This is a genomic window from Methylotuvimicrobium sp. KM1 (assembly GCF_044788715.1).
In the GTDB taxonomy this organism is placed as follows: Bacteria; Pseudomonadota; Gammaproteobacteria; order Methylococcales; family Methylomonadaceae; genus Methylotuvimicrobium.
In genome coordinates this window covers 4072169-4095561 of the sequence record NZ_CP173170.1, presented here as the reverse complement: position 1 = coordinate 4095561, position 23393 = coordinate 4072169, and the positions used below count along the sequence as shown (strand labels likewise).

Annotated in this window: 22 protein-coding genes and 2 pseudogenes; 18 read left to right on the top strand and 6 right to left on the bottom strand. The window is 52.0% G+C overall.

Annotation, left to right across the window (positions count from 1 at the left end; genetic code table 11):
* Position 1 precedes the first annotated feature (1 nt).
* The 4 genes from ACINK7_RS17590 to ACINK7_RS17575 are packed head-to-tail and all read left to right on the top strand — an operon-like array spanning position 2 to position 4351.
* Entirely contained in the window at positions 2 to 826 is an 825-nt protein-coding gene (locus ACINK7_RS17590; protein ID WP_404357261.1) for a ParA family protein, read from the top strand.
* Positions 823 to 2436 carry a ParB family protein gene (locus ACINK7_RS17585; RefSeq protein WP_404357259.1) on the top strand — a complete coding sequence of 538 codons (1614 nt, stop codon included), beginning with the start codon at positions 823 to 825 and terminating at the stop codon, positions 2434 to 2436. Before ACINK7_RS17590 ends, ACINK7_RS17585 begins: the two co-directional genes overlap by 4 nt.
* Before the next feature lie 13 nt (positions 2437 to 2449).
* Positions 2450 to 3013 carry a DUF2857 domain-containing protein gene (locus ACINK7_RS17580; RefSeq protein WP_404357257.1) on the top strand — a complete coding sequence of 188 codons (564 nt, stop codon included), beginning with the start codon at positions 2450 to 2452 and terminating at the stop codon, positions 3011 to 3013.
* Positions 3014 to 3040: 27 nt separating this feature from the next.
* Positions 3041 to 4351, top strand: a complete 1311-nt coding sequence (locus ACINK7_RS17575; RefSeq protein WP_404357255.1) for an STY4528 family pathogenicity island replication protein — start codon at positions 3041 to 3043, stop codon at positions 4349 to 4351.
* Between the two features lie 745 nt (positions 4352 to 5096).
* Here the strand turns inward: ACINK7_RS17575 and ACINK7_RS17570 are convergent.
* Positions 5097 to 5219 carry a hypothetical protein gene (locus ACINK7_RS17570; protein ID WP_404357253.1) on the bottom strand — a complete coding sequence of 41 codons (123 nt, stop codon included), beginning with the start codon at positions 5217 to 5219 and terminating at the stop codon, positions 5097 to 5099.
* Positions 5220 to 5336: 117 nt separating this feature from the next.
* On the opposite strand from ACINK7_RS17570, the gene ACINK7_RS17565 reads away from it, so the two are divergent.
* The 13 genes from ACINK7_RS17565 (at position 5337) to ACINK7_RS17505 (ending at position 19016) form a co-directional block, all read left to right on the top strand.
* Positions 5337 to 6203, top strand: a complete 867-nt coding sequence (locus ACINK7_RS17565) for a PFL_4669 family integrating conjugative element protein (protein WP_404357251.1) — start codon at positions 5337 to 5339, stop codon at positions 6201 to 6203.
* 45 nt (positions 6204 to 6248) lie between these two features.
* Positions 6249 to 6698 (top strand): hypothetical protein, encoded by a 450-nt coding sequence (locus tag ACINK7_RS17560; RefSeq protein WP_404357249.1) that lies wholly within the window; start codon positions 6249 to 6251, stop codon positions 6696 to 6698.
* Positions 6699 to 6829: 131 nt separating this feature from the next.
* Positions 6830 to 7219 (top strand): single-stranded DNA-binding protein, encoded by a 390-nt coding sequence (locus ACINK7_RS17555; protein ID WP_404357247.1) that lies wholly within the window; start codon positions 6830 to 6832, stop codon positions 7217 to 7219.
* Positions 7220 to 7334: 115 nt separating this feature from the next.
* On the top strand, positions 7335 to 8054 hold the full coding sequence (locus tag ACINK7_RS17550) for a PH domain-containing protein (protein ID WP_404357246.1): 720 nt from the start codon (positions 7335 to 7337) through the stop codon (positions 8052 to 8054).
* A gap of 54 nt (positions 8055 to 8108) precedes the next feature.
* On the top strand, positions 8109 to 10235 hold the full coding sequence (locus tag ACINK7_RS17545; RefSeq protein ID WP_404357244.1) for a DNA topoisomerase 3: 2127 nt from the start codon (positions 8109 to 8111) through the stop codon (positions 10233 to 10235).
* An 81-nt stretch (positions 10236 to 10316) separates the two neighbouring features.
* Entirely contained in the window at positions 10317 to 10499 is a 183-nt protein-coding gene (locus tag ACINK7_RS17540; RefSeq protein WP_404357243.1) for a hypothetical protein, read from the top strand.
* Positions 10500 to 10785: 286 nt separating this feature from the next.
* Positions 10786 to 11277, top strand: a complete 492-nt coding sequence (locus ACINK7_RS17535; protein ID WP_404357241.1) for an STY4534 family ICE replication protein — start codon at positions 10786 to 10788, stop codon at positions 11275 to 11277.
* A gap of 63 nt (positions 11278 to 11340) precedes the next feature.
* Complete coding sequence (locus ACINK7_RS17530; protein ID WP_404357240.1) at positions 11341 to 11565, top strand: hypothetical protein; 225 nt, start codon at positions 11341 to 11343, stop codon at positions 11563 to 11565.
* Positions 11566 to 13175: 1610 nt separating this feature from the next.
* Positions 13176 to 13745, top strand: a complete 570-nt coding sequence (locus ACINK7_RS17525; RefSeq protein ID WP_404357238.1) for a DUF3275 family protein — start codon at positions 13176 to 13178, stop codon at positions 13743 to 13745.
* Positions 13746 to 13840: 95 nt separating this feature from the next.
* Positions 13841 to 14455 (top strand): hypothetical protein, encoded by a 615-nt coding sequence (locus tag ACINK7_RS17520; RefSeq protein ID WP_404357236.1) that lies wholly within the window; start codon positions 13841 to 13843, stop codon positions 14453 to 14455.
* 94 nt (positions 14456 to 14549) lie between these two features.
* Positions 14550 to 15698 carry a DUF6094 domain-containing protein gene (locus ACINK7_RS17515; RefSeq protein ID WP_404357234.1) on the top strand — a complete coding sequence of 383 codons (1149 nt, stop codon included), beginning with the start codon at positions 14550 to 14552 and terminating at the stop codon, positions 15696 to 15698.
* A 324-nt stretch (positions 15699 to 16022) separates the two neighbouring features.
* The gene (radC, locus tag ACINK7_RS17510) at positions 16023 to 16496 is read left to right on the top strand and encodes a DNA repair protein RadC (protein ID WP_404357232.1); all 474 of its coding nucleotides are present in this window, start codon (positions 16023 to 16025) and stop codon (positions 16494 to 16496) included.
* A 132-nt stretch (positions 16497 to 16628) separates the two neighbouring features.
* Positions 16629 to 19016 (top strand): SNF2-related protein, encoded by a 2388-nt coding sequence (locus ACINK7_RS17505; RefSeq protein ID WP_404357230.1) that lies wholly within the window; start codon positions 16629 to 16631, stop codon positions 19014 to 19016.
* A gap of 545 nt (positions 19017 to 19561) precedes the next feature.
* Here the strand turns inward: ACINK7_RS17505 and ACINK7_RS17500 are convergent.
* The 3 genes and pseudogenes from ACINK7_RS17500 to ACINK7_RS17490 form a co-directional block, all read right to left on the bottom strand.
* A pseudogene (locus ACINK7_RS17500) lies at positions 19562 to 19759 on the bottom strand (DUF2380 domain-containing protein); the annotation flags it as partial.
* A gap of 15 nt (positions 19760 to 19774) precedes the next feature.
* Complete coding sequence (locus ACINK7_RS17495; RefSeq protein WP_404357228.1) at positions 19775 to 20074, bottom strand: hypothetical protein; 300 nt, start codon at positions 20072 to 20074, stop codon at positions 19775 to 19777.
* Complete coding sequence (locus ACINK7_RS17490) at positions 20071 to 20517, bottom strand: regulator (RefSeq protein ID WP_404357226.1); 447 nt, start codon at positions 20515 to 20517, stop codon at positions 20071 to 20073. The genes ACINK7_RS17495 and ACINK7_RS17490 overlap by 4 nt, the downstream gene beginning before the upstream one ends.
* Between ACINK7_RS17490 and ACINK7_RS17485 the strand changes: the two genes are divergently transcribed.
* Positions 20516 to 20662, top strand: a complete 147-nt coding sequence (locus ACINK7_RS17485) for a hypothetical protein (RefSeq protein ID WP_404357224.1) — start codon at positions 20516 to 20518, stop codon at positions 20660 to 20662. The two genes, ACINK7_RS17490 and ACINK7_RS17485, sit on opposite strands and share 2 nt — an antisense overlap.
* Before the next feature lie 199 nt (positions 20663 to 20861).
* Here the strand turns inward: ACINK7_RS17485 and istB are convergent, their stop codons facing one another.
* Both istB and istA read right to left on the bottom strand, forming a co-directional pair.
* Positions 20862 to 21617 (bottom strand): IS21-like element helper ATPase IstB, encoded by a 756-nt coding sequence (istB, locus tag ACINK7_RS17480; protein WP_404357222.1) that lies wholly within the window; start codon positions 21615 to 21617, stop codon positions 20862 to 20864.
* 89 nt (positions 21618 to 21706) lie between these two features.
* Positions 21707 to 23252, bottom strand: a pseudogene (gene istA / locus ACINK7_RS17475) (IS21 family transposase).
* Between the last annotated feature and the right edge of the window lie 141 nt (positions 23253 to 23393).

Here is a 23393-nt window from a genome sequence, read left to right as displayed (position 1 = left end):
TATGATCAAAATCACTATTGTCAGTACCAAGGGCGGCGTCGGTAAGACGACACTGACCGCCAATTTAGGCGGCATCCTGGCCGATTCCGGTTATCGCGTGCTGCTGATCGATGCGGACCCTCAGCCGACTTTGTCCAGTTACTATAAGCTAAAATATCGGGCAAATCACGGGCTAACCGAACTGCTGGTTAACTCGTCGATCGATTCGGTGATCAGTCAAACCGATGTCGAACAGCTCGACATCGTACTGTCCGATGATCCGCAAGGGAAGTTGCGCGATTGGATTCGGGATACGGTCGATGGTCGGGTGCGACTCAAATATATCTTGAGTAAATGCGATACTCATTATGATTTCGTGCTGATCGATACGCAAGGCGCTGTCGGCCCTTTACAAGATGCGGCCGTAGCTGCCGCCGATTTCATGCTCTCGCCGATTCCGCCGGAAATTTTATCGGCGCGGGAATTCGTTCGAGGCACCGTTGCGATGATTCGGCGTCTGGAGCCGATGGCTCGATTGGGCGCTCCGATCGGCCCTTTACGCGGCGTCATCTACCGTCAAGACCGAACCATCGATGCGCGCACGATCACCGATGAATTGCGTAAGGCCTCATTTTTGCCCAGCAAAGGAGCGATCACGATTCTCGATACAGTCGTTCCGAATGCGGTCGCCTATAGGGAAGCCGCGACCCATAAAATTCCCGTGCATCGGTTTGAACGAGCGCGCAAAGGCCCAACTGCCAGCGCTTTCGACACGATGCAAGCGTTGGCCCGTGAACTGATACCCAATCTGCCCAACTTGGACGTCAGCGTGGAGGAAGAGTCATGACTTCACGGCCGAAACGTCTTTCGCAAGATGAAGTCCAAGGCTTGCTGCTGGAGGGTCATTTCGGTTCGAACAACTCTGAGGAAGCGCTGCCGGCTTCCGACCCGATCACACCGGTGCAACTGGTATTGGCATTGAACGAAATCAAAGCCTACGATCATAACCCCAGGCGCGAGCGTAATCCCGCCTATGAGGAAATCAAAACATCCATCCGCGAACAGCGCGGGTTAAACAATCCTTTCAATGTGACTCGCCGTCCGGGCGAAACCCGTTACATGGTGCAGTCGGGCGGTAATACCCGTTTGGCTATTCTCAATGAACTGTACCGAGAGACGGGCGATGAAATCTTCAATCGTGTGCATTGCCTGTTTGTCCCCTGGCAATCGGAATCCTCGGTCTTGTGTTCCCATCTCATCGAAAATGAAATACGTGGAGACATGGCTTTGATCGACAAGGCCTATGCGATCAGGGAGTTGCAGATGCAGATGGAAGCGGAAGCCGAAACGACCTTTTCGCGCAGTGAATTTTGTAAACGCGTCAAAGAAAAAGGCTATAGCTTATCGCGGCGGCATCTGATCCGTTTCGATTATGCGCTGGAGTTGGATCAATCGATTCCCGTTGCGTTACGCAGCGGACTCGGCGCCAATCGCATCGACGCAATCAAGAATACCGAAAAGGCATATCGACAATACTGTCAGGACAAGACCGATCACTTTGCACCGTTGTTTGCCGATGTCATGTCGGCTCATGACGGCGAACATTGGGATTTTGATGCGGTACGCCGGGCATTGGATAAAAAGCTGGCAGTTTACATTGACACCACCGCCCAACGCTTGCGGTTGGAGGTCGACGCGCTGTTGTTCAAGCAAACAGCCGCTGATGATGAATACCAGCCTAATTCAATGCAACAGCCAGTCGATACAGATGACGGCAGGCCACCGGATGCAGCAATCGCCAATGTAAATTTGGAGTCCGACGGCAAGTCGCCAACGAATTCCGTCGACAATCAAAAGCAAAAACCGACACACAAACCCGAAACGCCACCGAATCGCGATGGGGATGGCGAGGCAGCCGCCTCTGATGAGGAAAGGCGTGCGGCAGCGGTCGAACGACCCGATGACTTCCTTGATCCTGATCTGAACGAGTCCGACTCGATACTCGACGATGCCGGATTAGAATCGCTGCAGGACCGTTCCTATGCATTGGCCAAGCGCATCGCCAAATCCATCGATAGAGAACACCTGGTCTTGCCGATCGAACAGGGCATGGGGTTCGTCATCGAAAAACCCGACCAGGCGTTTACGTCCCATGACAGTTGGGGGCTCTGGTGGTTATTGCTGGGAATTGCCGAACAGAGCGTCAGTGAAGAGCGCATGCCGTTTTGGGATCATACCGCTTTGTACCGGCTCTCTGCCGTCGATAAAGCGGAACAGTTGCAACAATTGGTTGGACCGGCGCCGAGTCTGGCCATGTATCCGCATGAAGTGCTCCAGAATCCGGAGGTGATCGGAGACCCGGTTTTCAACGATATATTCAGATTGATGGAAACCTGTCGTTTGATCCGTCATCGTTTCTCATCCACACGGCTATGGCCTATCAGGCGTTCAGCATAGCATCGAGGTCACTATGAACTTACAAGCCGAATTAGCTTTGCATACATTGATGTGCGTATCCCGTATGGCGGCGGAAGGAGATTATGAAACGCCCCACCGCTTGGGACTGCGCAACGATCAAATCGAAAAGATCCTGGCGCTCAGTGCGCAGGAAATCCACGAAATGGCGGCGACCACCAAGGCCGCCTACATGCAGATCCGCTTCGATTCCGACGCCTTGGATACTGCAATGATGCTATGCGGACGGCGTATCCGGCAGCGCGAATTGATCCTGCAAATGTTGACGGCGGGCGCTTCCTTGCCGGTGATGCGCGCCTTGTTCGGCTTGACCAGCACCGATACCGCCGGTTACCGGAAATACCTGAACCTGCCCAAGGCCGACGGCCGACCGAGTATTCCCTCGGAAGACGAACAAGCCCGAATCTGGGAGCATTGGCGGGATACCGAACAGGCATCGCTCTCTATCGCCGAGCGTCTGCTGTATGTTCACCAGCAAACCCAAGTCAAAATCAGCGCGATCTGGCCTTTGATCCAGGAATGGTTCGCCGGCCGCATCGAAGGCGCCTATAACGGCTGACCGAATTGACGCTCGATGGCATCCGGCATGATATTCGCCCCCACGGCTTCCATTTCCGAATCGGTCAGGCGGCTTGCGCAGCGGATTGCCGGTGAACTCGAATCGATGAAGCCGGCGACTTCGGAGCAGTCGCCGACCGATTCGCTGCTCTATCTCGGTCATTGGCAAGACGCGATACCAAGGTCCATCTGGGTAGATCCCGACTTGGATGCGATCGATGTCCGGTGTTGGGGCATCATCCGAACCCAAGCGATGGCCGGTTCGGCCGTCATCTTGTCATTGCACCGGTTATTACAAGCGCAATTGGGCTATTCCAAGCCGACCGTATCGAAAGTGCTGTTCGTGCTGCGTTTGACCCGCTGGATTTCGATGTGTTCGGAACTGCGTCACGAGACAGGGCGGTTCAAGGGACATATCTATGCGATCCACGATAGCCCCATTTCCATCACCGATGCGATGTATCTGGATACCGATTACATAACCTTCGTGAAACAACAACGTGAGCATCAACACAAGCAAATCAACCGTATTGCCCGCACGCTCTGGCAAGCGATCCATGATTCGATCGCCAATCAACACAGTTTTCTCGACGACGAACCGGGTTCAACATCGGCCATCGATGATTTTTTTCGTCGAGTCAACGGCCAAGACCGGGTTAATTTGCTTAACTCGGGACACCGGGTCAATTTAATTGACCTGGCTCAAACGCCCCAGGTCAATAATATTAACCTGGATCGAGAAAAAGAAGAAATACTGGAAAATCAATTGGATAAGAGCTCGGTTAAGCAAATTGACCGAGCTCGCCCATATACTACTACAACTACTACAAGTAGTAGTTGTAGTAGTTTTATTATTAAAAAAACTACTACTACAAATTTGCCGGAATCGAAAAATCGAACAGACGATGTGCAAACGAGCGCGCTGATTTTTCCGCCCGACTTCAATGCCAGCGAACGGGAACTGGCTTGCCTGTACCTGAAAGCCATAGATCCGGAACATCGGCAGAGCTTCCTCGATGAAACCGCCGCACAGATCGAAGCCAAACGCCAAAGCAGCAAACCGATCCGTAATCCCGTGGCTTATCTGGCCTGGCTCTGTAACGAACAGGCAAAGGGCAACACCTTGCTGACCAGTCTGAGCATTCGTTATCGGGAAAACCGCGAACGAAAACGTAACGCAGAAGCGCAAGTCAGGCAAAAACAACAGGCGCTCGCCCAGATGAGCCAGCCCGAAAAAGAAGCGGTCGCAGACGGTAAGACGACATCCGGACAAACCAGAAACACTAATCCCACGCAACGATTGCGCGACGCATTAAACCGACGGGGAAAACCGAAATGAGGGTGTGCGACCCGCACACCCTTAAACCAAACGAAAAAGACCTGTGCGACCCGCACACCCAGAGTCAAACGGAAAGATCCGGGTATGCCGTACAGGGGGAGAAAAATCCGAATGTTATCTGCGATCACGCATCCGTAACGCCGACAATGAAACGAACGGATGCCGGCCAACGAGACGAGAATTGACTTTTTACCCTGTGCGGGTCGCACACCCCAGCATCAAGACCGAACGATCCGGCCACGATTGTAATACGTCGAATCGGATTCAATCCGTCATGTTTGGGCTTGGCCTGTTCGAAGAATGAATTTTTACCCCTGTGCGACCCGCACACCCTGAATCGTTTTTTGGACCTGTGCGGGGCGCACAGGTCTATCACAACAGCATGAGGACGGAATGATGAATGCTTTCTTTGAAACTGAATCGACACAAACCGAAAAGGAACGAATGGATGCCGGCCAACGAGATGAGGATTGACTTTTTACCCTGTGCGACCCGCACAGGTCTATCACAACAGCATGAGGACGGAATGATGAATGCTTTCTTTAAAACTGGACCGACACAAGCCGAAAATGAAACTAACGGATGCCGGCCAACAAGATGAGGATTGACTTTTTACCCTGTGCGACCCGCACACCCTGAATCGTTTTTTGGACCTGTGCGGGTCGCACAGGTCTATCACAACAGCATGAGGACGGAATGATGAATGCTTTCTTTAAAACTGAACCGACACAAGCCGAAAATGAAACTAACGGATGCCGGCCAACGAGATAAGGATTGACTTTTTACCCTGTGCGGGTCGCACACCCAGCACCAAGACCGGACGATCCGGCCATGATTGCAATATGTCGAATCGTATGCAATCGGTCATGTTTGGGCTTGGCGTGTTTGAAGAATGAGATTTTACCCCTGTGCGACCCGCACACCCTGAATCGCTTTTTGGACCTGTGCGGGGCGCACAGGTCTTTCACAACAGAATGAGGAGTGAATGATGAATGCTTTCTTTGAAACTGAACCGACACAAGCCGAAACGGCCCGATCGCCGCGTTCGATTTTCGAGCAACCGGGCGGCCTTCGGAGTCAGACCCGTATGACGATACAAACCCGGCAAGCCCAAAAGTTAGTCGTCGGGCGAAAGCGCAGTCCGCAGGTCGAGCCGATCATCGGTCTTTTGGATTTCGGCCGCCGCATGAAATTGATCTGGCTGTCGGCGGAAACCGACGATCCTTTTGCCGATTGGTTTTTAGTGCGAATCGAGCAATCTCTGGAGGAAAGCAAAAAGCTGATCCAGGAAAAGACCGCTTGGTTGAACAAGCGCATGACCGAACTCCAAGGTTTCGACATCCAGGTCGCCAACTCGCTGGAACCGCTCCATGTGCCGATATTTTTCCAGAATCCCTATGGCTACATGGGCGCATACTTGGTTGCCGATTACGACGATTTGGCCCGCAGCGTCTTTACGGCAAGGCATATCGCTTTGATAGACCGGGCTTTATCCGAGCAATTGCTGCAGGTAACAGGTAAAGCGATACGCCGTACTTTCAATCTGGCCGGTCAATGGAAATTCACCGGCGTTACGCGCGAGGACATGCGAGCGCAAAATCCCAATGCCGTGCGCGCGGTCGAAATCTTCGGCGAATGCCCCGAACCGATCGTATCGACAAGACTTCGCGCGGCATTGGCTCCGGAAATCAGAGTGAGAACGCCGAGCAAACCGGTGACCGTTCAGGTTAAACAGAGCGATCCTGCCGTAGCGATCCCGGTAACAGAGTCGATCGATGATCGGGCGGTCGAGGCTATCGGTATCGACCCTAAGTTCGAAGAACCGGAATCCGATTCGATTCCGGGTAGATAACAGCGCTTACAAAAGGTTTTACCTTTTAAGGGTAAGGGGCGAGCCATGTGTTCCACAATGGATCTTCCATTCAAGCAAATAATCTCTTCCTTTTTGCCGTTTACAACGGAAGCTGGAGCCTGGCGCAGAATTCAGCAACTTGAGACTGAAAACGAGCAAATCCGGCATCTGATGCTCGACTGCGCACAGGCATTCAGACAAGTGATTGCCGAACCGCGCGAAATCTACCTGACAGTGCAACAAGTGCGTTCGTTGACGGTGTATATCCGCTGGCGGCGAAAAGGCGTGCGGGGGCGGCAGGGTTATTTGTTACTCGATAGCGAAGCCGGCAAAGCGTTTTTACTGCGCCAATCGGAGGCCGTTCGGCACTGTTACCGCCGCTTCGATCGATGGGCCTTGGATTTGAATCTGGCCCACTCCTTACGGCTGAACGAGATCAAGCGGCTGAAAACCTATCTTCAACATACCGCCCGGCGTCATCAGATAACGGAATAAAACCCTTGAAATGGTAAACACGGTTTCGACTGGTCTTTGCTGAAAAAAATCGCTAAGGTCGCCGGTAGCATAGGCGGCAGTGCTTCACCGTTAGCGCCTTCGCTTGTCTTCAACGTATTCAGGAGATCGACATGATCAATGAGTTTAGCGGTATCGGCAATCTCGGTAAAAATCCCACGTTGACGCCTGTCGTCATCGACGGTGAATCCAGGAAAGTCGCCAATATGCGGGTTTATTTCGATCGGCCGGTCGGCGGAGATTTCAAGGACAAAGGCGGGTTTTGGTTGAGCGTCGATATCTGGGGCTTTCGCGCGGAGGAAGCCATTCGTGTGTTGAAAAAGGGCGCCAGGGCGTATTTTTCCGGAACAATGCGGATGGAGGAATGGACCGATGAAGACAGCGGCGAAATTCGTTCGGAAATGCGCCTATCGGCGGATTATTTTTTTATTGATTCGATGTGTGTCGAAAACGTCATCTATCGCGAAAAAAAACAGCAGGTGGAGAGCGGTGTGGCGGCATGACGGACAACAACACGCCAGTCGTTTACAAGCAGAACTCTTGTTGAAAGGCGAAGCGTGTATCAACCCGAGAACAGGACGTTGGGAATGGGTATGACCGGCGGTCGAAGGTTAACACATGAATAGACAGACGATTCTCAATCTCGACGGCAAGCCGTTCGACAGAATGGAGACCGCTGAATTCATGCGGGATCTGTTGAACCGGGAGTCGGCTCGTTTTCAAACAGGGAACCGTTATCAGGTCGATGAAACGGTAGATGAAAACAACGTTGCTCGATATGTCGTGGTTAGAGCGGATAACGCTCAACAGCCCTTATTAACCTCGGATGACGTCGATAATAAGCTAGGAGCAAGCACGGTTTACCATCCGGCCTTGCGCGTCTATCTCTTTTCGTTGCCCTGGTTCTTGGCGAGTACGGCGATGTATCTATTCGCGAAACAGTTGTGGGTATTCGTTTTGACGGCAATGGGCGTGACGCGATTACCTGCGTGGATCGATGCGTCGTTGTTGATCGATGCAACCGCTTGGATCGGTCTACTTTGGCTGGCATGGCTGGTGATTGGCGTGTTGTTGTCCTACCACGGCACTACCCTGACCGTCGACGAACGGGGAATCACGTATCGCCGAGGGATTTTGGTAAGAGACGTGACTCACGTTCGTTTCCATGAAATTCGCCGGGTCGGTTTACGCCAGGGATTGCTGGACCGCTTGTTGAATACCGGCATTTTGGAATTTGCGTCCTCGGGAACCGATGATGTCGATATCCGCTTTATCGGCATCGCCAACCCTGCACGGGTCAGGGCAGCGATCGAGGACAAGATTGAAGTGAAAGCATAAGAAGTTTTATGGACACGATTGCAATTAGCGTGATGACTCAGGAGAAATAAAGCGATGACCGCCTTGTATCTCTGCGAAAAACCCAGTCAGGCCAAGGATATCTCACGGGTCTTGGGCGCGAACCATCGGCGGGACGGCTATTTCGAGGGGCCGCAAACGATCGTGACCTGGTGTTTCGGGCATTTGTTGGAAATGGCGGCTCCCGAGGATTACGATCCGGAACTGAAAACCTGGCGGTTCGAGACCCTGCCGATCATCCCCGGTCAATGGGTCTGGAAGGTGCGCAAGGACGCAAAAAAACAGTACAACATCATCGTCGGCTTATTCAAGCAAGCCGATGAAATCGTCATTTCGACCGACGCCGACCGCGAGGGCGAATCGATCGCGCGGGAGATCATGGATAGGGGCGGGTGGAAAGGTCCGATCTCGCGCTTGTGGCTGTCCGCTCTGGACGATCAAAGCATACGGAAGGCCTTGGCCAATCGGCTTCCCGGTGAACGAACGGCCGCCCTGTACGCGGCGGCGGTGTCGCGTTCCAAGGCCGATTGGCTGGTGGGCATGTCGTTGTCCCGGCTCTATACGCTATCGGCCCGGCAATCCGGATACGACGGCGGCGTGATGTCGGTCGGCCGGGTGCAGACGCCGACCTTGAAACTGGTGGTGGATCGCGATCGCGCGATCGAAAGCTTCAAGCCGTTACCGTATTACGGCGTGATGGCGACGTTTCAAACCCGTGACCGGAACAGTTTTACCGGTCATTGGCAAGTTCCCGATGACCTGGGCGACGAGGGCCGCTGTCTCAAGCGTGCGGCGGCCCAAGCTGTGGCAGATCGGTGCCGGGGTAAGATGGCAGTGATAAGCCACATAGTCACAAAGCGGGTGAAAGAGTCCGCGCCTTTGCCGTATTCGCTGTCGGCCTTGCAGCAAGAGGCTTCTCACCGATTGGGCATGGGCGCTCAGCAAGTGCTCGATACCGCTCAGGCATTGTACGAAACCCATAAACTGACGACCTATCCACGGACGGACTGCGATTATCTGCCGCAAGCGCAATACGAGTCGGCGGCGGACCTTATCAAGGTATTGAAAGACGACGACGAATTTCGGACGATCGCGGAATGCGCCGACTCCTCGATTCGTTCGAAAGCATGGAACGATAACAAGATTACCGCGCACCACGCGATCATACCGACCGGCGTGAAACGCAACAGGGCGCTCGATGCGAACGAAAGCCGGCTGTATGGTTTGATAGTCCGGCGTTATCTGGCCCAATTTTATCCCGATCATGAATATGATCAGACTACGATCGAGCTCGCCGTGGGTGATGATCGATTCAAGTCGACCGGCAAACGGGTCATTGAAACCGGCTGGAAACTCGCGCTGCAAAAGAACGGTCAACAAGACACGAATGACCAAGAAACGGTTCTGCCGAAACTGAGCAAGGATGACAGGGTGAGTGTTGTCGATTGTCGGGTTGACGATAAACAAACCAAGCCGCCGGCGCGGTATACCGAAGGCACCTTGATCCAAGCGATGAAGAATGTCGGCAAGTTCGTCGATAATCCGGCCCTGAAAAAACGCTTGAAAGAAACCTCCGGCATCGGCACCGAGGCCACCCGCGCGTCGATCATCGAGCTGCTATTAAAACGCGGATTCATCGACAAGCAAAAAAAGAACTATCTGATTAGCGCGGCCAAAGCCCGCAGCCTGATCGACGCCTTGCCGGAACCGGTGAAAGATCCGGCGACGACGGCGGTGTGGGAACAGGCGTTAGAAGATATAGCCCAAGGAAACGGGAATCCCGAGCGTTTTGTCGACGACCAGGCCAGGATGGTGACCCGGTTGGTCGAGCAGGTGAGACAAGGCGTGCCGGCGGAGTTGAAAGCGTTAGGTGCGAACACGCATAGTTATCAATGTCCGGAGTGCGGTCATCCCTTGGTCAAGCGGAACGGGAAAAAAGGATTCTTTTGGGGCTGTCGCCAGTATCCGGAATGTCAGGTGGTACTACCGGACGACAACGGCAAACCGGGCAAACCCAAGGAAAAGGCAAAGCCGACCGGGCAGAACTGTCCTGAATGCGGGCAAGGGGAATTGGTGCAGCGAACCGTTCGTAACGGGAAAGCGAAAGGGAAAAGTTTTATAGGCTGTAGCCGGTATCCTGAATGCAGTTATACCGAAGGTTAGCGGGTGCGGCCTCGTTCACGCGACCGTTGCGCTAACGATCAGCGGCCATTTTTTTGCAATGCAAGAACAGGAGTGAATGATATGTCATCTATCGAAACGAATAAGGGTCGCCCGAATAGCTCGCCGGATCGCTTTTGCTTGAGTATTGTGAGCGATTATATCGCGGCGAATTGGGCGGATTTTTCGGATTACGCGAAACAATACGAAGTTGATCCGGAGGATCTCTATCAAAAGATTTCAGGTGATGGTAATACGCAAAATTAGTGTGTTGACGGTAAGCGAACTTTTCACTAGGATCAAAACCTAAGATTGATTTCTACCTGAAAGTCTTTCTCGACCTCACCGCCTGTCGGTGAGTCCTTTTGCCGCCGCGAGTCTGCGTATCCGGCGGCCGGTTCCTGCGGGGATCGTGCAGACTATCAAGATACTATCCGGACAGAGGTGCTTTAACCAGTCCGGACCTTTCAATTTTTACCCGCCGGGGAACCAGTTCCCCGTGGGGTCGAACTGTGATTTCCGGTTTTTTTTATCCTTTAATCGGAGAAACATCATGTCTGAATCAACTCAAAACCAAACCAACTACTTCGATCTTCATGTCCAAGGCGTCGGCTACGTCAATCGTATCCGCGAAGTGCCTGTGAAACGGGGTGAATATTTTTGGGCCTGCGATATCGCGGCACTTCACGGTGCCGAGGACGCGATCGAATACACCCGTTTCGATTGCCGCGTGAGCGGTTCGGAAGCGGCCAAATTGATCAAACGCCTCGACAAAGCGTGCCGAGATAAGAAAAAAATCCTGATCGGATTCAAACTGGGCGATCTTTACGCCGAGACTTTCGTCTACGAGAAAGGCGATAAAGCCGGACAGACCGGCGTCAGCCTGAAAGCCCGGTTGCTGTACATCTCTTGGATCAAAGTGGATGGCGAGAGCGTCTATACCGCTCCGCCGAAACAAGACGGTTCCCAAGAGGATACCCGCGAAGATTGTCAAGCCGATATCCATGAAGATTCCATAGAAACGGAAGCTTCTACAAGCGCCTAATCTCGCATCATTAACTCATCTTTCACACGAACCACAGACCTACTTTGGCCTGTGGTTCATTTTTTGATCGTGAAAAAAGAGGACTTAACGATGTGTGTGACGCAGAAAGCCGAAGTGGTGATAAGAATGTGGGGGCGGGATATCGCAGATTCCGATCGATACTTCCAGGATGATATTGTGTCGCTGACGAAAAGCGATCCCGATTGGATAGCCCGGACAACAAAAAAAGACGATATTTTTCTAGGGCCTTTTTGTTATGTCCCTTGGGAGCTGGAGCTACCATTCTGAAATCGTGCGACTTACTAATCCTAAAAAGAGCAGTTGACATGTGTAGTAGACCGTTCGTGCTGAGCCAAGTCGAAGCATGAAGGGTCTACTACACTTTCACCGGCTTGGTGAAGCCTCAAACTACCGTTCACCCTTCGACAGGGCTCTCCTGAGCGCAGCCGAAGGGCTCAGGGCGAACGGTAGTTTGAGACTCTCAGCTCTATTTTTAGGATAATGGATCGAAGACTTTTTTCACCCGTGGCGGCTTCGGTAAAGCCGCGCCCTTAGCGGACTGCGGTTCGCGCTCTTTGACCGGTGTGCCTGCGATTCCCGGTCGATAGTCTGATTCGTCAGGCTGTAGCAGGTTTCACGGAAACAGTCGGGATTAAAACAACGGCCGTCCTTAACACGGACGACGGAACCAGACACTGGGGCGGTGGTTGTTTTACCCCGAATTCCGGCTGTTGTCCGATCAAACGCCAACTGTGAATGGGCGTTGCTCATCTACCCTCGATCGAAGCTATCGGTCGGTGATTAACCTGTCCTGATTAGCAAGATGCTTCAGCTTGCCGAAGCCAAGTGTCCGAGCAGGGGCCAGTCGTAGTCGCAAAAACTAAAATATGCTGTTACCCAAGCTCCAGCTTGGGTAACCTGTTCAGGAAGCTCTAGCTTCCCGACAATCAAGAAAGATTGAACGAGCAAGTTGGGGTTGACTGAGAGTGTGCGGAGGTTGTATCGGTCACAGAAAGCTGGAACTTCCGGGGTGTCTTTCCCAAGCTGGGTATTGGGAAAGAGCGTGATGTGGGTTGGCCGTTTTTAGCTTGACGCGCATGGCTTGCGAACCCCGTCCTGCTAAGGATATGCTGATCTTTGGGCTTTAGCTGAAGAAACTTGCTAATCAGGTAACCTGCTGAGGATCAAGGAGGATCTTCGCTCCTTTATAGGCTAATTTTTTTCTGCTCTCATGGTTTGGTTTTCGCAGAATGTCTTGAAAATAGGGCATTCTGCGAAAACGCGATAGGCGTTTTTGCGTGACGACACCGGCCGCCATCGTCGGGAAATGATGGAACCCTTTGTGCGGTAGACCGTGCGCAATCGTATGGCTTTGAACACTCGAAGGCGAGTCAGGCAAGCCTAATAGTCGGTTTTTTAATGGGGAAACAGGCTTTAGTTTTGTAACGAGTGTGCTGAATAATCTCGATCGAACATTGATCGGATGGGCGGTCGTCATTAACGCGTTTTGACAGTGGCCTGTCTTGGAATCTCATGATGGGCTTTAGATTACACAAATAGCGTGCGCAGAGAGAGTCATCTTTGCGCACCTGATTTTTTTCGAACGTCTTGTTATCGAGACCGAGAGGCATTGGAAAAAAATCAGTTTACCGTGGTCACTGCGTTTCAGTGGCATCCTTTAGCCGCCGCGAGTCTGCCCAACCGGCGACCGGTTCCCGTGGGAGCCGCGCAGACATTTTTTTAAACCCAACCGGGAAACGATCTCCCGGTTGGGACTTGGTTTATCCGGTTTTTTTAACATCAATCGGAGAAACCGCAATGAAACATTCAACACTCGCAGTTCGCATGGCGCCGACTGCCGATCCACAAGCGTCATTGACCGAAGTAGAGGTGGCGTCATGATCAGTTTATCAGGCACTCTGACCGTCCGGATCATCAACGGCCGCAACGGCGAATTCCGTGTCGGGTCGCTGCATACCGAGATCGGCGACTTCGCGGTCAAAGATCTGGTATTGGATCAATACGATGAAGGCTGTTATGAGGGGGTGTTCGGCATCAGCCGGGTATTTTCATCCTCCTATACCGCCACCAGCCGAATCGTGATCGAAACCCGAGCGGTGCTGGAAAGCATCGCGCTGGCCAACGTCAATCAATTGTCAGCGGAGGAATCCGAACCGATCGAGCAAGACCCGATCGATGAGGATACAGCACGGAAAGAGACCCATCCGGCAGAACCGGCTCCGACTACCGAGTCGTCCTTGCCGGAAGGCCAGGAAGCCGAGGCAGGGCCAGGCGACGAGGCGAATACCGATCCGGACGTCCAGTTGTTCGGTTTGCTCTGGCCGCTTCAGGATTCGGTTAAACTCGATCCGACCGTAGATCGCGGCCAGTTTCGGCGTCAACGCGACCGGCTGAAAGAACTGGGTTATCAGTTCAAACCGGTCGGCCAGGTTTGGCTGAAAGGATAGTTGCCGTTACTGGAGGGTATTTTAATCTACTACAGACCCGAACAGGGAGCGCTCTCCCGTTCGGGGACGCGTCCTGCGGGTCGAGGAGAATGTTTATGTTAGTCATAGATGAACTACACGATGTGTTCTGCGACGCCCTGGTCGATGATGATGGATGGTTGGTGTTCGCGTCCTGTTGGGGGCGCGATACCGCCATCCAGGAGTTATTGGCTCGGCTGACCTTGCCGGACAGCGAAGGCGGGTTAAGCAAACTGACCTTTCTGGACGATGCGATGAATCGTACGGTAGGGATCGGCAATCCGGACCGGCTGGACAAGATGACCGGCAGAATGCCGAAAGTGAATTTGTTCGGCGATATCGTCCATTTGTGGTTGTTCGACAAGAAGGCGGTAACGCCCGATTTCGTCAATCGGCGGGCTTATTTGCTGTTGTTGCCGGACCAGGATGACTACGCGGCAACCTGGGCCTTGATTAAATCGGTTTGCCCACTGCCGTTGCTGGATTATTGGCAGGACGCTGTCGTCAATGTCTGCCGCCGAAACGGATGGTTAAAGGGAATCAAAGGCTATCGGATCAATGCGGTTAGCATTGATCTACCCGATGAGGAATTCGGAGCACAACTCGGCGAGTTGATCCGACAAGGATTGTTGGAACTGGATAGCAATGACAATTGGACGATGGCTCAAGCGTATCGCCATCCCGATTTTTAATCGTCAGCGTTTTTATCAACCCAACCGGGGAAATATTTCCCTGATGGGGCGTGTTTCTCCGGTTTTTTATTCATTAATCAATCAGGAGAAACACATGGCTCTCATGTTTCAACGCATTGCCCGGAACTACGTCAAAGACGGGTATTTTCCGACCGATAGCGATACCATCGAACGGGTGCTGTCGTTACTCAAGCCCTGTAAAAGCGGCCGTATGCGGATCATTGATCCCTGCGCCGGCGAAGGGGCTGCGCTCGCCGAATGCGGGCGGCATTTAAACGATCCGAAAGCGGATAGAAACGTCGAATCCATCACCGTCGAATCCTTCGGCGTGGAATACCACGTCGATCGCGCTCATCAGGCCAAGCAATTGTTGGCGCGTTGTCTGCACGGCGATTTTCAGGACACCCTGATCACGCCGCGAAGTTTCGGTTTAGTGTGGCTGAATCCGCCTTACGGCGATTTGGTCTCCGACAAAGGTCAGACGGGGGATAGCCAGCGCAGCGGTAAAAAGCGTCTGGAAAAGCTATTTTTTCAGCAGGCGGCCAGGCTTTTGCAGTATGGTGGCGTGATGGTGTTGATCGTGCCGCATTATGCGCTTGACCATGAGTTCCGAAAATGGATCGCGGCCGGATTCGACCGGGTGCAGGTGTATCTGGCTCCGGAGCAACGGTTCAAACAGGCCGTTGTGCTGGGGATTAGGAAGCGCACAACGTCATCCGATCCGGTTTACCGAGAATCCCTCGCCCAATTGGAGGCATTCGCTCAGCTTGACGTCGCGGATAAGCCGGTATTGCCGAGCCGGGAATGGGCCGAAGACGACTGTTACCGGGTGCCGCCGTCGACGGGGGAAATTCGCTTCAATGCCGCCCGAATCGACGAGACGCAGCTGCGCGAGGAAATTGAGAAGTATCCCTGCCTGTGGCCGCAGTTTAGCGTGGCCATGACTCGACAGTTGGGAAACGCGCAAAGGCGTCCGCTGATGTCATTATCCGATTGGCACTTAGCGCTGGCGTTGGCCGCGGGGCATGTGTCCGGTATCGTGCAGTCCAACGACGGTCGTAAAACCTACGTCGTGAAAGGCGACACCTTCAAGGACAAAAAACATACGGTCCAGGTCGAAGAGCAGGGCGGCGGCGAGTTTCGGGAAATCCGAATCGCATTGGATGTATTCGTACCGCAAATCAAAGCAATCGACTTTACGCCGAACAGCCCGACCTTCGGCGAAGTGTTGACGATTCAATAAGGCGAAAGCCTGGAACTTCCGAACGATCGGGAGTTCTTTCGAGCCGCTTGAATGCAAGGCGGCTGGAAAGAACTCGAAGGCCTGCGCTGTTGCCGGCCATGAATAAGGTAAAAGAGCTTTCATGAGCTTGACGTGATCACTGCGTTTCAGTGATAACCCTTAGCCGCCGCGAGTCTGCATCATCCGGCGGCCGGTTCCTGCGGGAATCGTGCAGACGATATGTTTAGACGACAGTTTGACTCTTTTCAACCCAGTCGGGGAAACCAATTCCCCGGCGGGATGCGTGTTTCTCCGGTTTTTTATTCACTAATCAGGAGAAACACCATGCTGTATATCCAAAAAGCCAATGGCGAATACGCCGTAGCGGATGAGGACGATGTCATTTACGAAGCCATCACCATCTATAACCGTTATTTTGCCAGAGGCGAAAAATTAGATTCACCCGATAAGGCGCGGGATTTGATCAAGTTGAAATTGGCACCTTATGAACACGAGGTTTTCCTGTGCCTGTTTCTGGACAATCAGAACAAAGTGATTGCCTGTGAGGAGCTGTTCAGAGGCACGATCGATAGTGCCAGTGTTTATCCGCGCGAAGTCGTCAAGGACGCATTGCAGCATAACGCGGCAGCAGTGATATTCGCGCACAATCATCCCTCCGGCGTTGCGGAACCGAGCAGTGCGGATAAGTCGATTACCGAAAAGCTAAAGCAAGCCTTGAGCTTGATTGACGTTCGCGTGCTCGACCATTTTATTGCCGGGGAAACGGTGTATTCGTTTGCCGAACAGGGGCTGATTTGACCGACGACAATTCAAGAGTTGTAGAGTGGTCAATATTTATCGAGTGGTATTTTTTTAACATTTAACCCGCCAGGGAATCAATTTCCCTGGGGGATGTTGTTTCCCCAGGCGTTATTTTGAGGTGAAACAACGATGATTGACACAAACCCTGAAAGCGCAGTAACGCTTGAAACAGCAGTGGTTGACGCTGTGGACGTTAACGCACAGGAATCCAACATAGAACAGGAGTCCCACATAGAACAGGAGTCCAATAGGGAACAGGAACCCAACACGATTCCGTTAAACGATTTCCTGACCGAATTCGGAGACGGTCTGATGGCATCGGTATCCAGACAATTGCCGCCTGTGTACGATTCAGACCGTCACAATCCGCATTGGGACGAAATCATGGATAGCTTGCAACGCCGTCCGTTTGACGCTCAGCGGGAACGGGTACATGCGGTCTGTCAACTGTTGGTTGAACAAGGCGAACCGGCCGCCGTTTTGAACGGTGAAATGGGCTGCGGCAAGACCATGATGGGGATTGCGGCGGCCGCCGTATTACACGCGGAAGGCTATCGGCGAACCTTGGTGATTTCCCCGCCGCATTTGGTCTACAAATGGCGTCGGGAAATCCTGGAGACCGTTCCGGATGCTAAGGTTTGGGTGCTCAATGGACCGGATACCGTTCGGCAACTGTTGACTATCCGGGCGAATCGCAGCGTTGCGCCGTCGGCGCCTGAGTTTTACGTGATCGGCCGCGTTCGCATGCGGATGGGCTTCGATTGGCGCCCGGCGGCGCTGGTCAGGCGAGTTCATGAACGGGTCGTCGTACCGGAAACGGAGACGCAACCCAGGCGGACCTATATGGCCAGCTTTGAATTCGCCGCTTGTCCGGCATGCGGGAGCTTTGTGGTCGATGACGAAGGCGAATGGCTGAGCGCGGCGCGATTTAAACGCGGAGACGATAGTCGCCATGCGTGTTTGCACTGCGGTTCGCCATTGTGGACCTTGAAGCGCAACAATCCGCCCAAGGATTTTCATGAAATCGTTCATGATGCGCTGTGCCAAATTCCAACGATCGGTCCGAAAACAGCCCATAAGCTGCTGCAAAAGTTCGGCACCGACACCTTGTCGGCCATGTTGTCGGATAACGTGTTCGAGTTCATCAATCTGATGGACGAACACGGCGACCTGGTGTTTTCCGATCGTCAGGCAAGACGGATGGAGCGATCGCTGGCCAAGCAAGAGATCGGCTTCGGCCAAGGCGGCTATCAACCGTCTGAGTTCATCAAGCGCTATCTGCCCGATGGATTCTTCGACCTGTTGCTGGTCGACGAAGGCCATGAGTACAAAAACTCGGGGTCGGCACAAGGGCAGGCGATGGGCGTGTTGGCCGAAAAAGCGCGGAAAACCGTATTGTTGACCGGCACCTTGATGGGCGGTTATGCCGACGACCTGTTTTATTTGTTGTGGCGAATCATGCCAGCGCGAATGATCGAGGACGGGTTTCGCTATAACGGCCGGAACAACCTGGGGCCGGCCGCCATGAGCTTCATGCGTCAGCACGGGGTACTCAAAGACGTATTTAAGGAAACCAACGACGGCAACCACCGCACCGCCAAAGGCAAGAAAATGACGGTGCATACCTCGAAAGCGCCGGGATTCGGGCCGAAGGGCGTGTTGCGTTATGTGCTGCCTTATACTGCGTTTTTGAAACTCAAAGACATCGGCGGGAACGTGCTGCCGCCTTATCACGAATCGTTTGACGAGATCGCGATGGGTCCGGAGCAGAGAGAGGCTTACAACCGCTTGAGCGGTTTCTTGACAACCGAAATGCGCAAGGCGTTGGCCAGGGGCGATAAAACGCTGCTGGGCTTGGTGTTGACTGTGTTGTTGTCATGGCCGGATACCTGTTTTCGGTTGGAGGAAGTCCGTCATCCGAGGACCCAGCAGTTATTGTTGACGATGCCGCCGGTGTTGGGAGACGAACCCAGCCCGAAGGAAGCAGCGTTGATCGAGCTGTGCCAACAGGAGAAAGCTCAAAACCGGCGGGTGTTGGTATATACCGTTTATACGGGTAAACGCGATACCGCAACCCGTTTGAAGAAGACGCTGGAAAGCGCCGGCTTCAAAACCGCCGTGTTGCGGTCGAGCGTCAGCACCGACCGGCGCGAAGACTGGATCATGGATCAAGTGGACCGGGGCATCGATGTACTGGTCTGCAATCCGGAACTGGTCAAGACCGGCTTGGATTTGCTGGATTTTCCGACGATCTGTTTCATGCAGTCGGGGTATAACGTCTATACCGTCCAGCAAGCTGCCCGACGTTCCTGGAGGATCGGTCAGAAACAGCCGGTAAAAGTGCATTACCTCGGCTACGAAAATACCGCACAAATCGCCTGTTTGACCCTGATGGCGAAGAAAATCGCGGTCAGCCAATCGACATCGGGCGATATGCCGGATACCGGTCTGGATGTGCTCAACTCCGATGGCGATAGCGTCGAAGTGGCCTTGGCCAAGCAATTGATTGCGGGCTGAGATTATTAACTTGCCCCCGTTTCGGGGGCTTTTTCCAAGATTGATGTCTAACAACGAAGGCATCGAACTTGGAAAAAGCGGAACATTTTTACCGTGGTCACTGCGTTTCAGTGACAACCCTTAGCCGCCGCGAGTCTGCCTAACCGGTGGTCGGTTCCTGCGGGGATCGCGCAGACGTTTTCATCAAGGGGGTAGTCAGTTAGCGCCTCCTGATACAAAATGTAGTGTTGGGCGAATTAGATCGTCAAGCCAAAACAACGCCGATCCTAAAAGCTGAGCGAGATTACCCGTGAACATATAGTGGGTGGAGGCGCTAACTGACTACCCCCTTTCATCAATTCAACCAGGTAGAACTTAAGGGTTCCTTCGTAAATGAGTAACAGTCAGGTATGTTTCAAATGAATAGAATGCAGACCAATGTTTACACCTTGTGAATGAAAGAAACGGCCATATTTGAGACATTCAAGTAACTGAAAATATCATTTGTGAACGGCAGGTTTGAATTAGGGGCGGACAGCGATGGATTTATATTTTTATCTTTTTCTTTACAACTTGTTACCAATGAGTCTATTAGCAATCTTATCAGCAAGAGCATCAACACCATGCTGAGTGACTCTTGCATGATTACCTTTTAACTCGATTTCAAATCTCGAGACCAGTTTTTGAGATTTAACTTCTACCAAATTTGCTATCAAATAGGAATACAGAAAGCTGGGTTTGCTATGTTGACCTACGATTACCCAGTCAGCGCCGAATCGCTAACCTAGTTTTGCGGCTAAATCATGATGACTGAATAAGTAGCCGAAACCGGCGTTGGCGGTCGTTTCGGTATTGGTACTGATCTCGATGATTTCAAAGTTATCGTTCAGCAAAAATGCTTGCTCTAACAAGGGCCGAATACTTGCCGTTCGTTGTTGTTCCTGTATTGTGTTGGGCAGCGAAGTAATGTCATTAAGTTCGAAATTTAATATTGCAATGCGAGGATTGGCGACACTTGGGGGACTTATTAACAGGAGAGTCAGAGCGATGCATGAAATGATCTGTTGTTTCATTGTCATATCTGTTGAATTTGTGTTTGGGCGGCATACAGATCGATCAAATCCTGCCACCTCAGTTCGCCGATGATATTCTGCGCATTGTCGAGAATCTCATACAAAACTCCATCGCCACCGCGTATGCTGAATAGCACAATAACATCCACTTCACCGCCGCCTTCCCGGTGAGGTTCATCGCTGGCTGGACTGGACGTGTATTGGCCAACGGACCTGATTTCCTTGATGCTGCCATCCGCATGATACAAACGATGTTCGCCCTGGATGACGAAGGTTTTATTTAAGGCTTTGTGCCTATGTAAGACAATTTGCCGGTTAGCAGCAAATTTAAACAACACATCTGCGATGTGGTGCTGCTCGTCAATATCCAGAATCGAATACTGTAGATTTTCGATATTGGCCAGGGTTTGCCAGTGGATATGGCTATCGTTGAAAAGAAAATCGCTCATGGATCATCCTCATCTTGAAGGGAATAACAAAAACATTACTGCACTGATCGATTGCCGTTCAGGTGACTATAGCTTAAGCAATGCTGTATTGACCGTAAGCCGATATTTGCCCGCCAAGGTCGGGCAATATGCCCGTGTATCCTGAGATAGCTTTGCAGTAATCTTATAGGCTCGTAGAATGCAGGAACACCAGACTCTCCCACGCAAGTCATGCCATGAATTTACAACGACATTTGCTAACCCGAATCGCATTGGTGGCTTTAGTGCGTATTCTGATTAATTTGAACACTGATTCTGGACGAACTTGAACACCTAAAACCTAACGCATCGGTGGACGTGAATTTTTACGCCAAGTGTTCAACTTGAGTCAAGGAATTCATTTTTTTTCGCATCGATTCTCCTTGTAAATTGATCCGGTGGGCGTTGTGCATTAGCCGATCCAAAATGGCGTCGGCCAAGGTATTATCACCAATCGCTTGATACCATTGGTCAGTCGGTAATTGGCTGATAATGACAGTTGCCGACTGCTCATAGCGATCATCCATTATTTCCATCAAGTCATTTCGAGTGGCGTTATTTAACGGTTCAAGCCCCCAATCATCAATAATTAGCACATCTTGACTGGCAATGACTTTTAGCAACTTACGGTAACTGCCGTCGGCCTTGGCTTGTGTCAAAGCGAGGATCAGGCGTGACAGCCGGTAATAGCGAACACTGTAACCTTTCAGGCAAGCTTGATGGCCGAGAGCGCAAGCAATATAAGTTTTTCCCGTGCCGCAGGGGCCAGTTAGCAACAGGTTCTGGGCTTTTTTGAGCCAGTCACACATCAGTAGTGATGCCATTTGTGACTGCTGCAAGCCGCGGGCGGACCGATAATCAATATCTTTGGCTTGGGCCTTGAGTTTGAATTGGGCGGCGCGTGTCAAGCGGTTCTGTTTGCGCTGATTACGCTCTTGGTCTTCGTGATCGACTAATAATTGCAGTCGTTCGGCAAAGGCTAAGCCTTCATAGGTGCCAGGTTGATCCAGTTGGGTTTGCAGCGCAGAGACCATGCCGTTTAGTTTCAATTGGCGTAGTTGGCTGAGGGTGGTTTCAATCATGATAATGTCCTGTATTGAGATGTTAAAAAATAATGAGCAAGCAGGGTCTCCTGTAAACCCTGCTTGCTCAACGCTTTAGGCGTTAGGGATTAGTGGAAACTCTTTGCGCCACGAATGTTTAGATGGTCTTGAGGTAATAACGAAAGCTGTACCGGTGATGTATCAGGCAACTTATCCCGGTTGCTTTGCAAAATGGCTTTGACGTTTTTCAATTTGAACAGGGATTCTTTATTGGCGATCGCACAGGCTTTATTGAGGCGCTCGGAGGCATAGCTACGATTAAGGCTCAATAAACCCAGACACACGCGGTAAGCCTGCTCTGGATGCTCTCTACGCTGTAATTGGCCCTGCACCCACACCCGCACCTCAGGTCCTATCGATTGCGCCCAGTTCATTAACCGTTCTGGCGTCCATTGCTGATGCTGGGCATGCTGTTCCGGCATGTGCCCTGGCTCGGTGGTCATGCCGGGATAATATTTCCGGACATGGGTGGCGATGCGTTTGTTATGAAAATAGACTTCGATCAGTTTGTCACCGGCATGCAACTCAACCGGTTCGCCTACGCAGTGATGCGGCACCGAATAGAGATGTTGGTCGTAAATCAGGTGGTAATCGATATTGACCCGGGCGGTTTTGATGTCCGTGTACTGATAGGCGTACTGGGGTAGCGGCGACAGCGCCGGTTTATCCAACGATTCAAACCACTGCTGGCGGCTTCCAGGCATTTGCTTGAAGGGTTTTTGATTGAGCTCGGTCAATAAGGCGCTAATACAGTGATTTAACTCCGCCAACGAGAAGAAGGTGTGATGGCGCAGTTTAGCCATGATCCAGCGTTCGACCAGTAGAACACCGGCCTCGGCCTTAGCTTTGTCTTTTGGCTTATAGGGCCGAGCAGGCATCACCGCGACAGAATAATGGGACGCTAACTGTTGATAACTGGGATTGAGTTCAGGGTCGTAACGACAGGCTTTAGTCACCCCGCTTTTTTAAATTATCGGGGACCAGCATCACGGTTGTACCACCAAAAAATTCAAAGGCCCGCACATGACTGCCTAACCAGTCGGGCAGACTTTGGCTCCAGGTCGCCTCGGCAAAGGTGTAATTGGAGGCCCCCAACACCGCCACAAAGATCTGCGCGGTACGTATTTCGCCGGTTGAGGCACAGACCACAGACAGGGTGGGGCCGGCATAATCGATAAATAACTTGTCACCGGCACGATGGGTTTGGCGCATGGAACGTTTTTGTTTCTTCCGCCAATCGGCATAACGCGCGCAGAACTGCGAGTAGCTATAGCAACGATTGGGATACTGCTGGGCATACTCTTCCCAGAGCAATTGTTTGGTCACGCCTTTTTTCTTCAACTCCAGATGAACGTCAGTCCATACCGGCTCCTGGAATTTGGTTGAAGGCTGAGCATCCGAGCGGGGATAAAATTTCAGGACTAAAGTTTGATCATCCCAATCTTCCGGTAGCGGCCAGGATATTTTCAGCTGCTCGGCCAGTTTTAAGATGTTTTGAATGCTGCCGACACTGATTTTGGTGCTGGCACTGATTTTTCGGATGCTTAATCCGGCGCTGTAGCTAAGCCTGAGTACTTCTCGTAATTTTCGCATTGCTGTTCTCTTCGCTGACATTATCTTCTCCACAAAAGGTGGGAAGGATAATCTGATTAGATAAACAATGCGTTAGATGGGATTCTGGCAACTTGAACAGTCATTCTGGCAACTTGAACACCGATTCTGGAAAATCCAGAAAAGTGTTCAGCTTGAAACCAG

Bases quoted from the DNA above. Each gene is read 5' to 3' on its own strand.
- radC (WP_404357232.1), top strand. From the start codon at position 16,023: ATGCTGTATATCCAAAAAGCCAATGGCGAATACGCCGTAGCGGATGAG.
- ACINK7_RS17565 (WP_404357251.1), top strand. From the start codon at position 5,337: ATGATGAATGCTTTCTTTGAAACTGAACCGACACAAGCCGAAACGGCC.
- ACINK7_RS17580 (WP_404357257.1), top strand. From the start codon at position 2,450: ATGAACTTACAAGCCGAATTAGCTTTGCATACATTGATGTGCGTATCC.
- ACINK7_RS17575 (WP_404357255.1), top strand. From the start codon at position 3,041: ATGATATTCGCCCCCACGGCTTCCATTTCCGAATCGGTCAGGCGGCTT.
- ACINK7_RS17560 (WP_404357249.1), top strand. From the start codon at position 6,249: ATGTGTTCCACAATGGATCTTCCATTCAAGCAAATAATCTCTTCCTTT.
- ACINK7_RS17490 (WP_404357226.1), bottom strand. From the start codon at position 20,517: ATGAGCGATTTTCTTTTCAACGATAGCCATATCCACTGGCAAACCCTG.
- ACINK7_RS17535 (WP_404357241.1), top strand. From the start codon at position 10,786: ATGTCTGAATCAACTCAAAACCAAACCAACTACTTCGATCTTCATGTC.
- ACINK7_RS17485 (WP_404357224.1), top strand. From the start codon at position 20,516: ATGGATCATCCTCATCTTGAAGGGAATAACAAAAACATTACTGCACTG.
- ACINK7_RS17585 (WP_404357259.1), top strand. From the start codon at position 823: ATGACTTCACGGCCGAAACGTCTTTCGCAAGATGAAGTCCAAGGCTTG.
- ACINK7_RS17540 (WP_404357243.1), top strand. From the start codon at position 10,317: ATGTCATCTATCGAAACGAATAAGGGTCGCCCGAATAGCTCGCCGGAT.
- ACINK7_RS17505 (WP_404357230.1), top strand. From the start codon at position 16,629: ATGATTGACACAAACCCTGAAAGCGCAGTAACGCTTGAAACAGCAGTG.
- ACINK7_RS17550 (WP_404357246.1), top strand. From the start codon at position 7,335: ATGAATAGACAGACGATTCTCAATCTCGACGGCAAGCCGTTCGACAGA.
- ACINK7_RS17545 (WP_404357244.1), top strand. From the start codon at position 8,109: ATGACCGCCTTGTATCTCTGCGAAAAACCCAGTCAGGCCAAGGATATC.
- ACINK7_RS17515 (WP_404357234.1), top strand. From the start codon at position 14,550: ATGGCTCTCATGTTTCAACGCATTGCCCGGAACTACGTCAAAGACGGG.
- ACINK7_RS17570 (WP_404357253.1), bottom strand. From the start codon at position 5,219: ATGACCGATTGCATACGATTCGACATATTGCAATCATGGCCGGATCGT.
- ACINK7_RS17520 (WP_404357236.1), top strand. From the start codon at position 13,841: ATGTTAGTCATAGATGAACTACACGATGTGTTCTGCGACGCCCTGGTC.
- ACINK7_RS17590 (WP_404357261.1), top strand. From the start codon at position 2: ATGATCAAAATCACTATTGTCAGTACCAAGGGCGGCGTCGGTAAGACG.
- ACINK7_RS17525 (WP_404357238.1), top strand. From the start codon at position 13,176: ATGATCAGTTTATCAGGCACTCTGACCGTCCGGATCATCAACGGCCGC.
- istB (WP_404357222.1), bottom strand. From the start codon at position 21,617: ATGATTGAAACCACCCTCAGCCAACTACGCCAATTGAAACTAAACGGC.
- ACINK7_RS17495 (WP_404357228.1), bottom strand. From the start codon at position 20,074: ATGACAATGAAACAACAGATCATTTCATGCATCGCTCTGACTCTCCTG.
- ACINK7_RS17555 (WP_404357247.1), top strand. From the start codon at position 6,830: ATGATCAATGAGTTTAGCGGTATCGGCAATCTCGGTAAAAATCCCACG.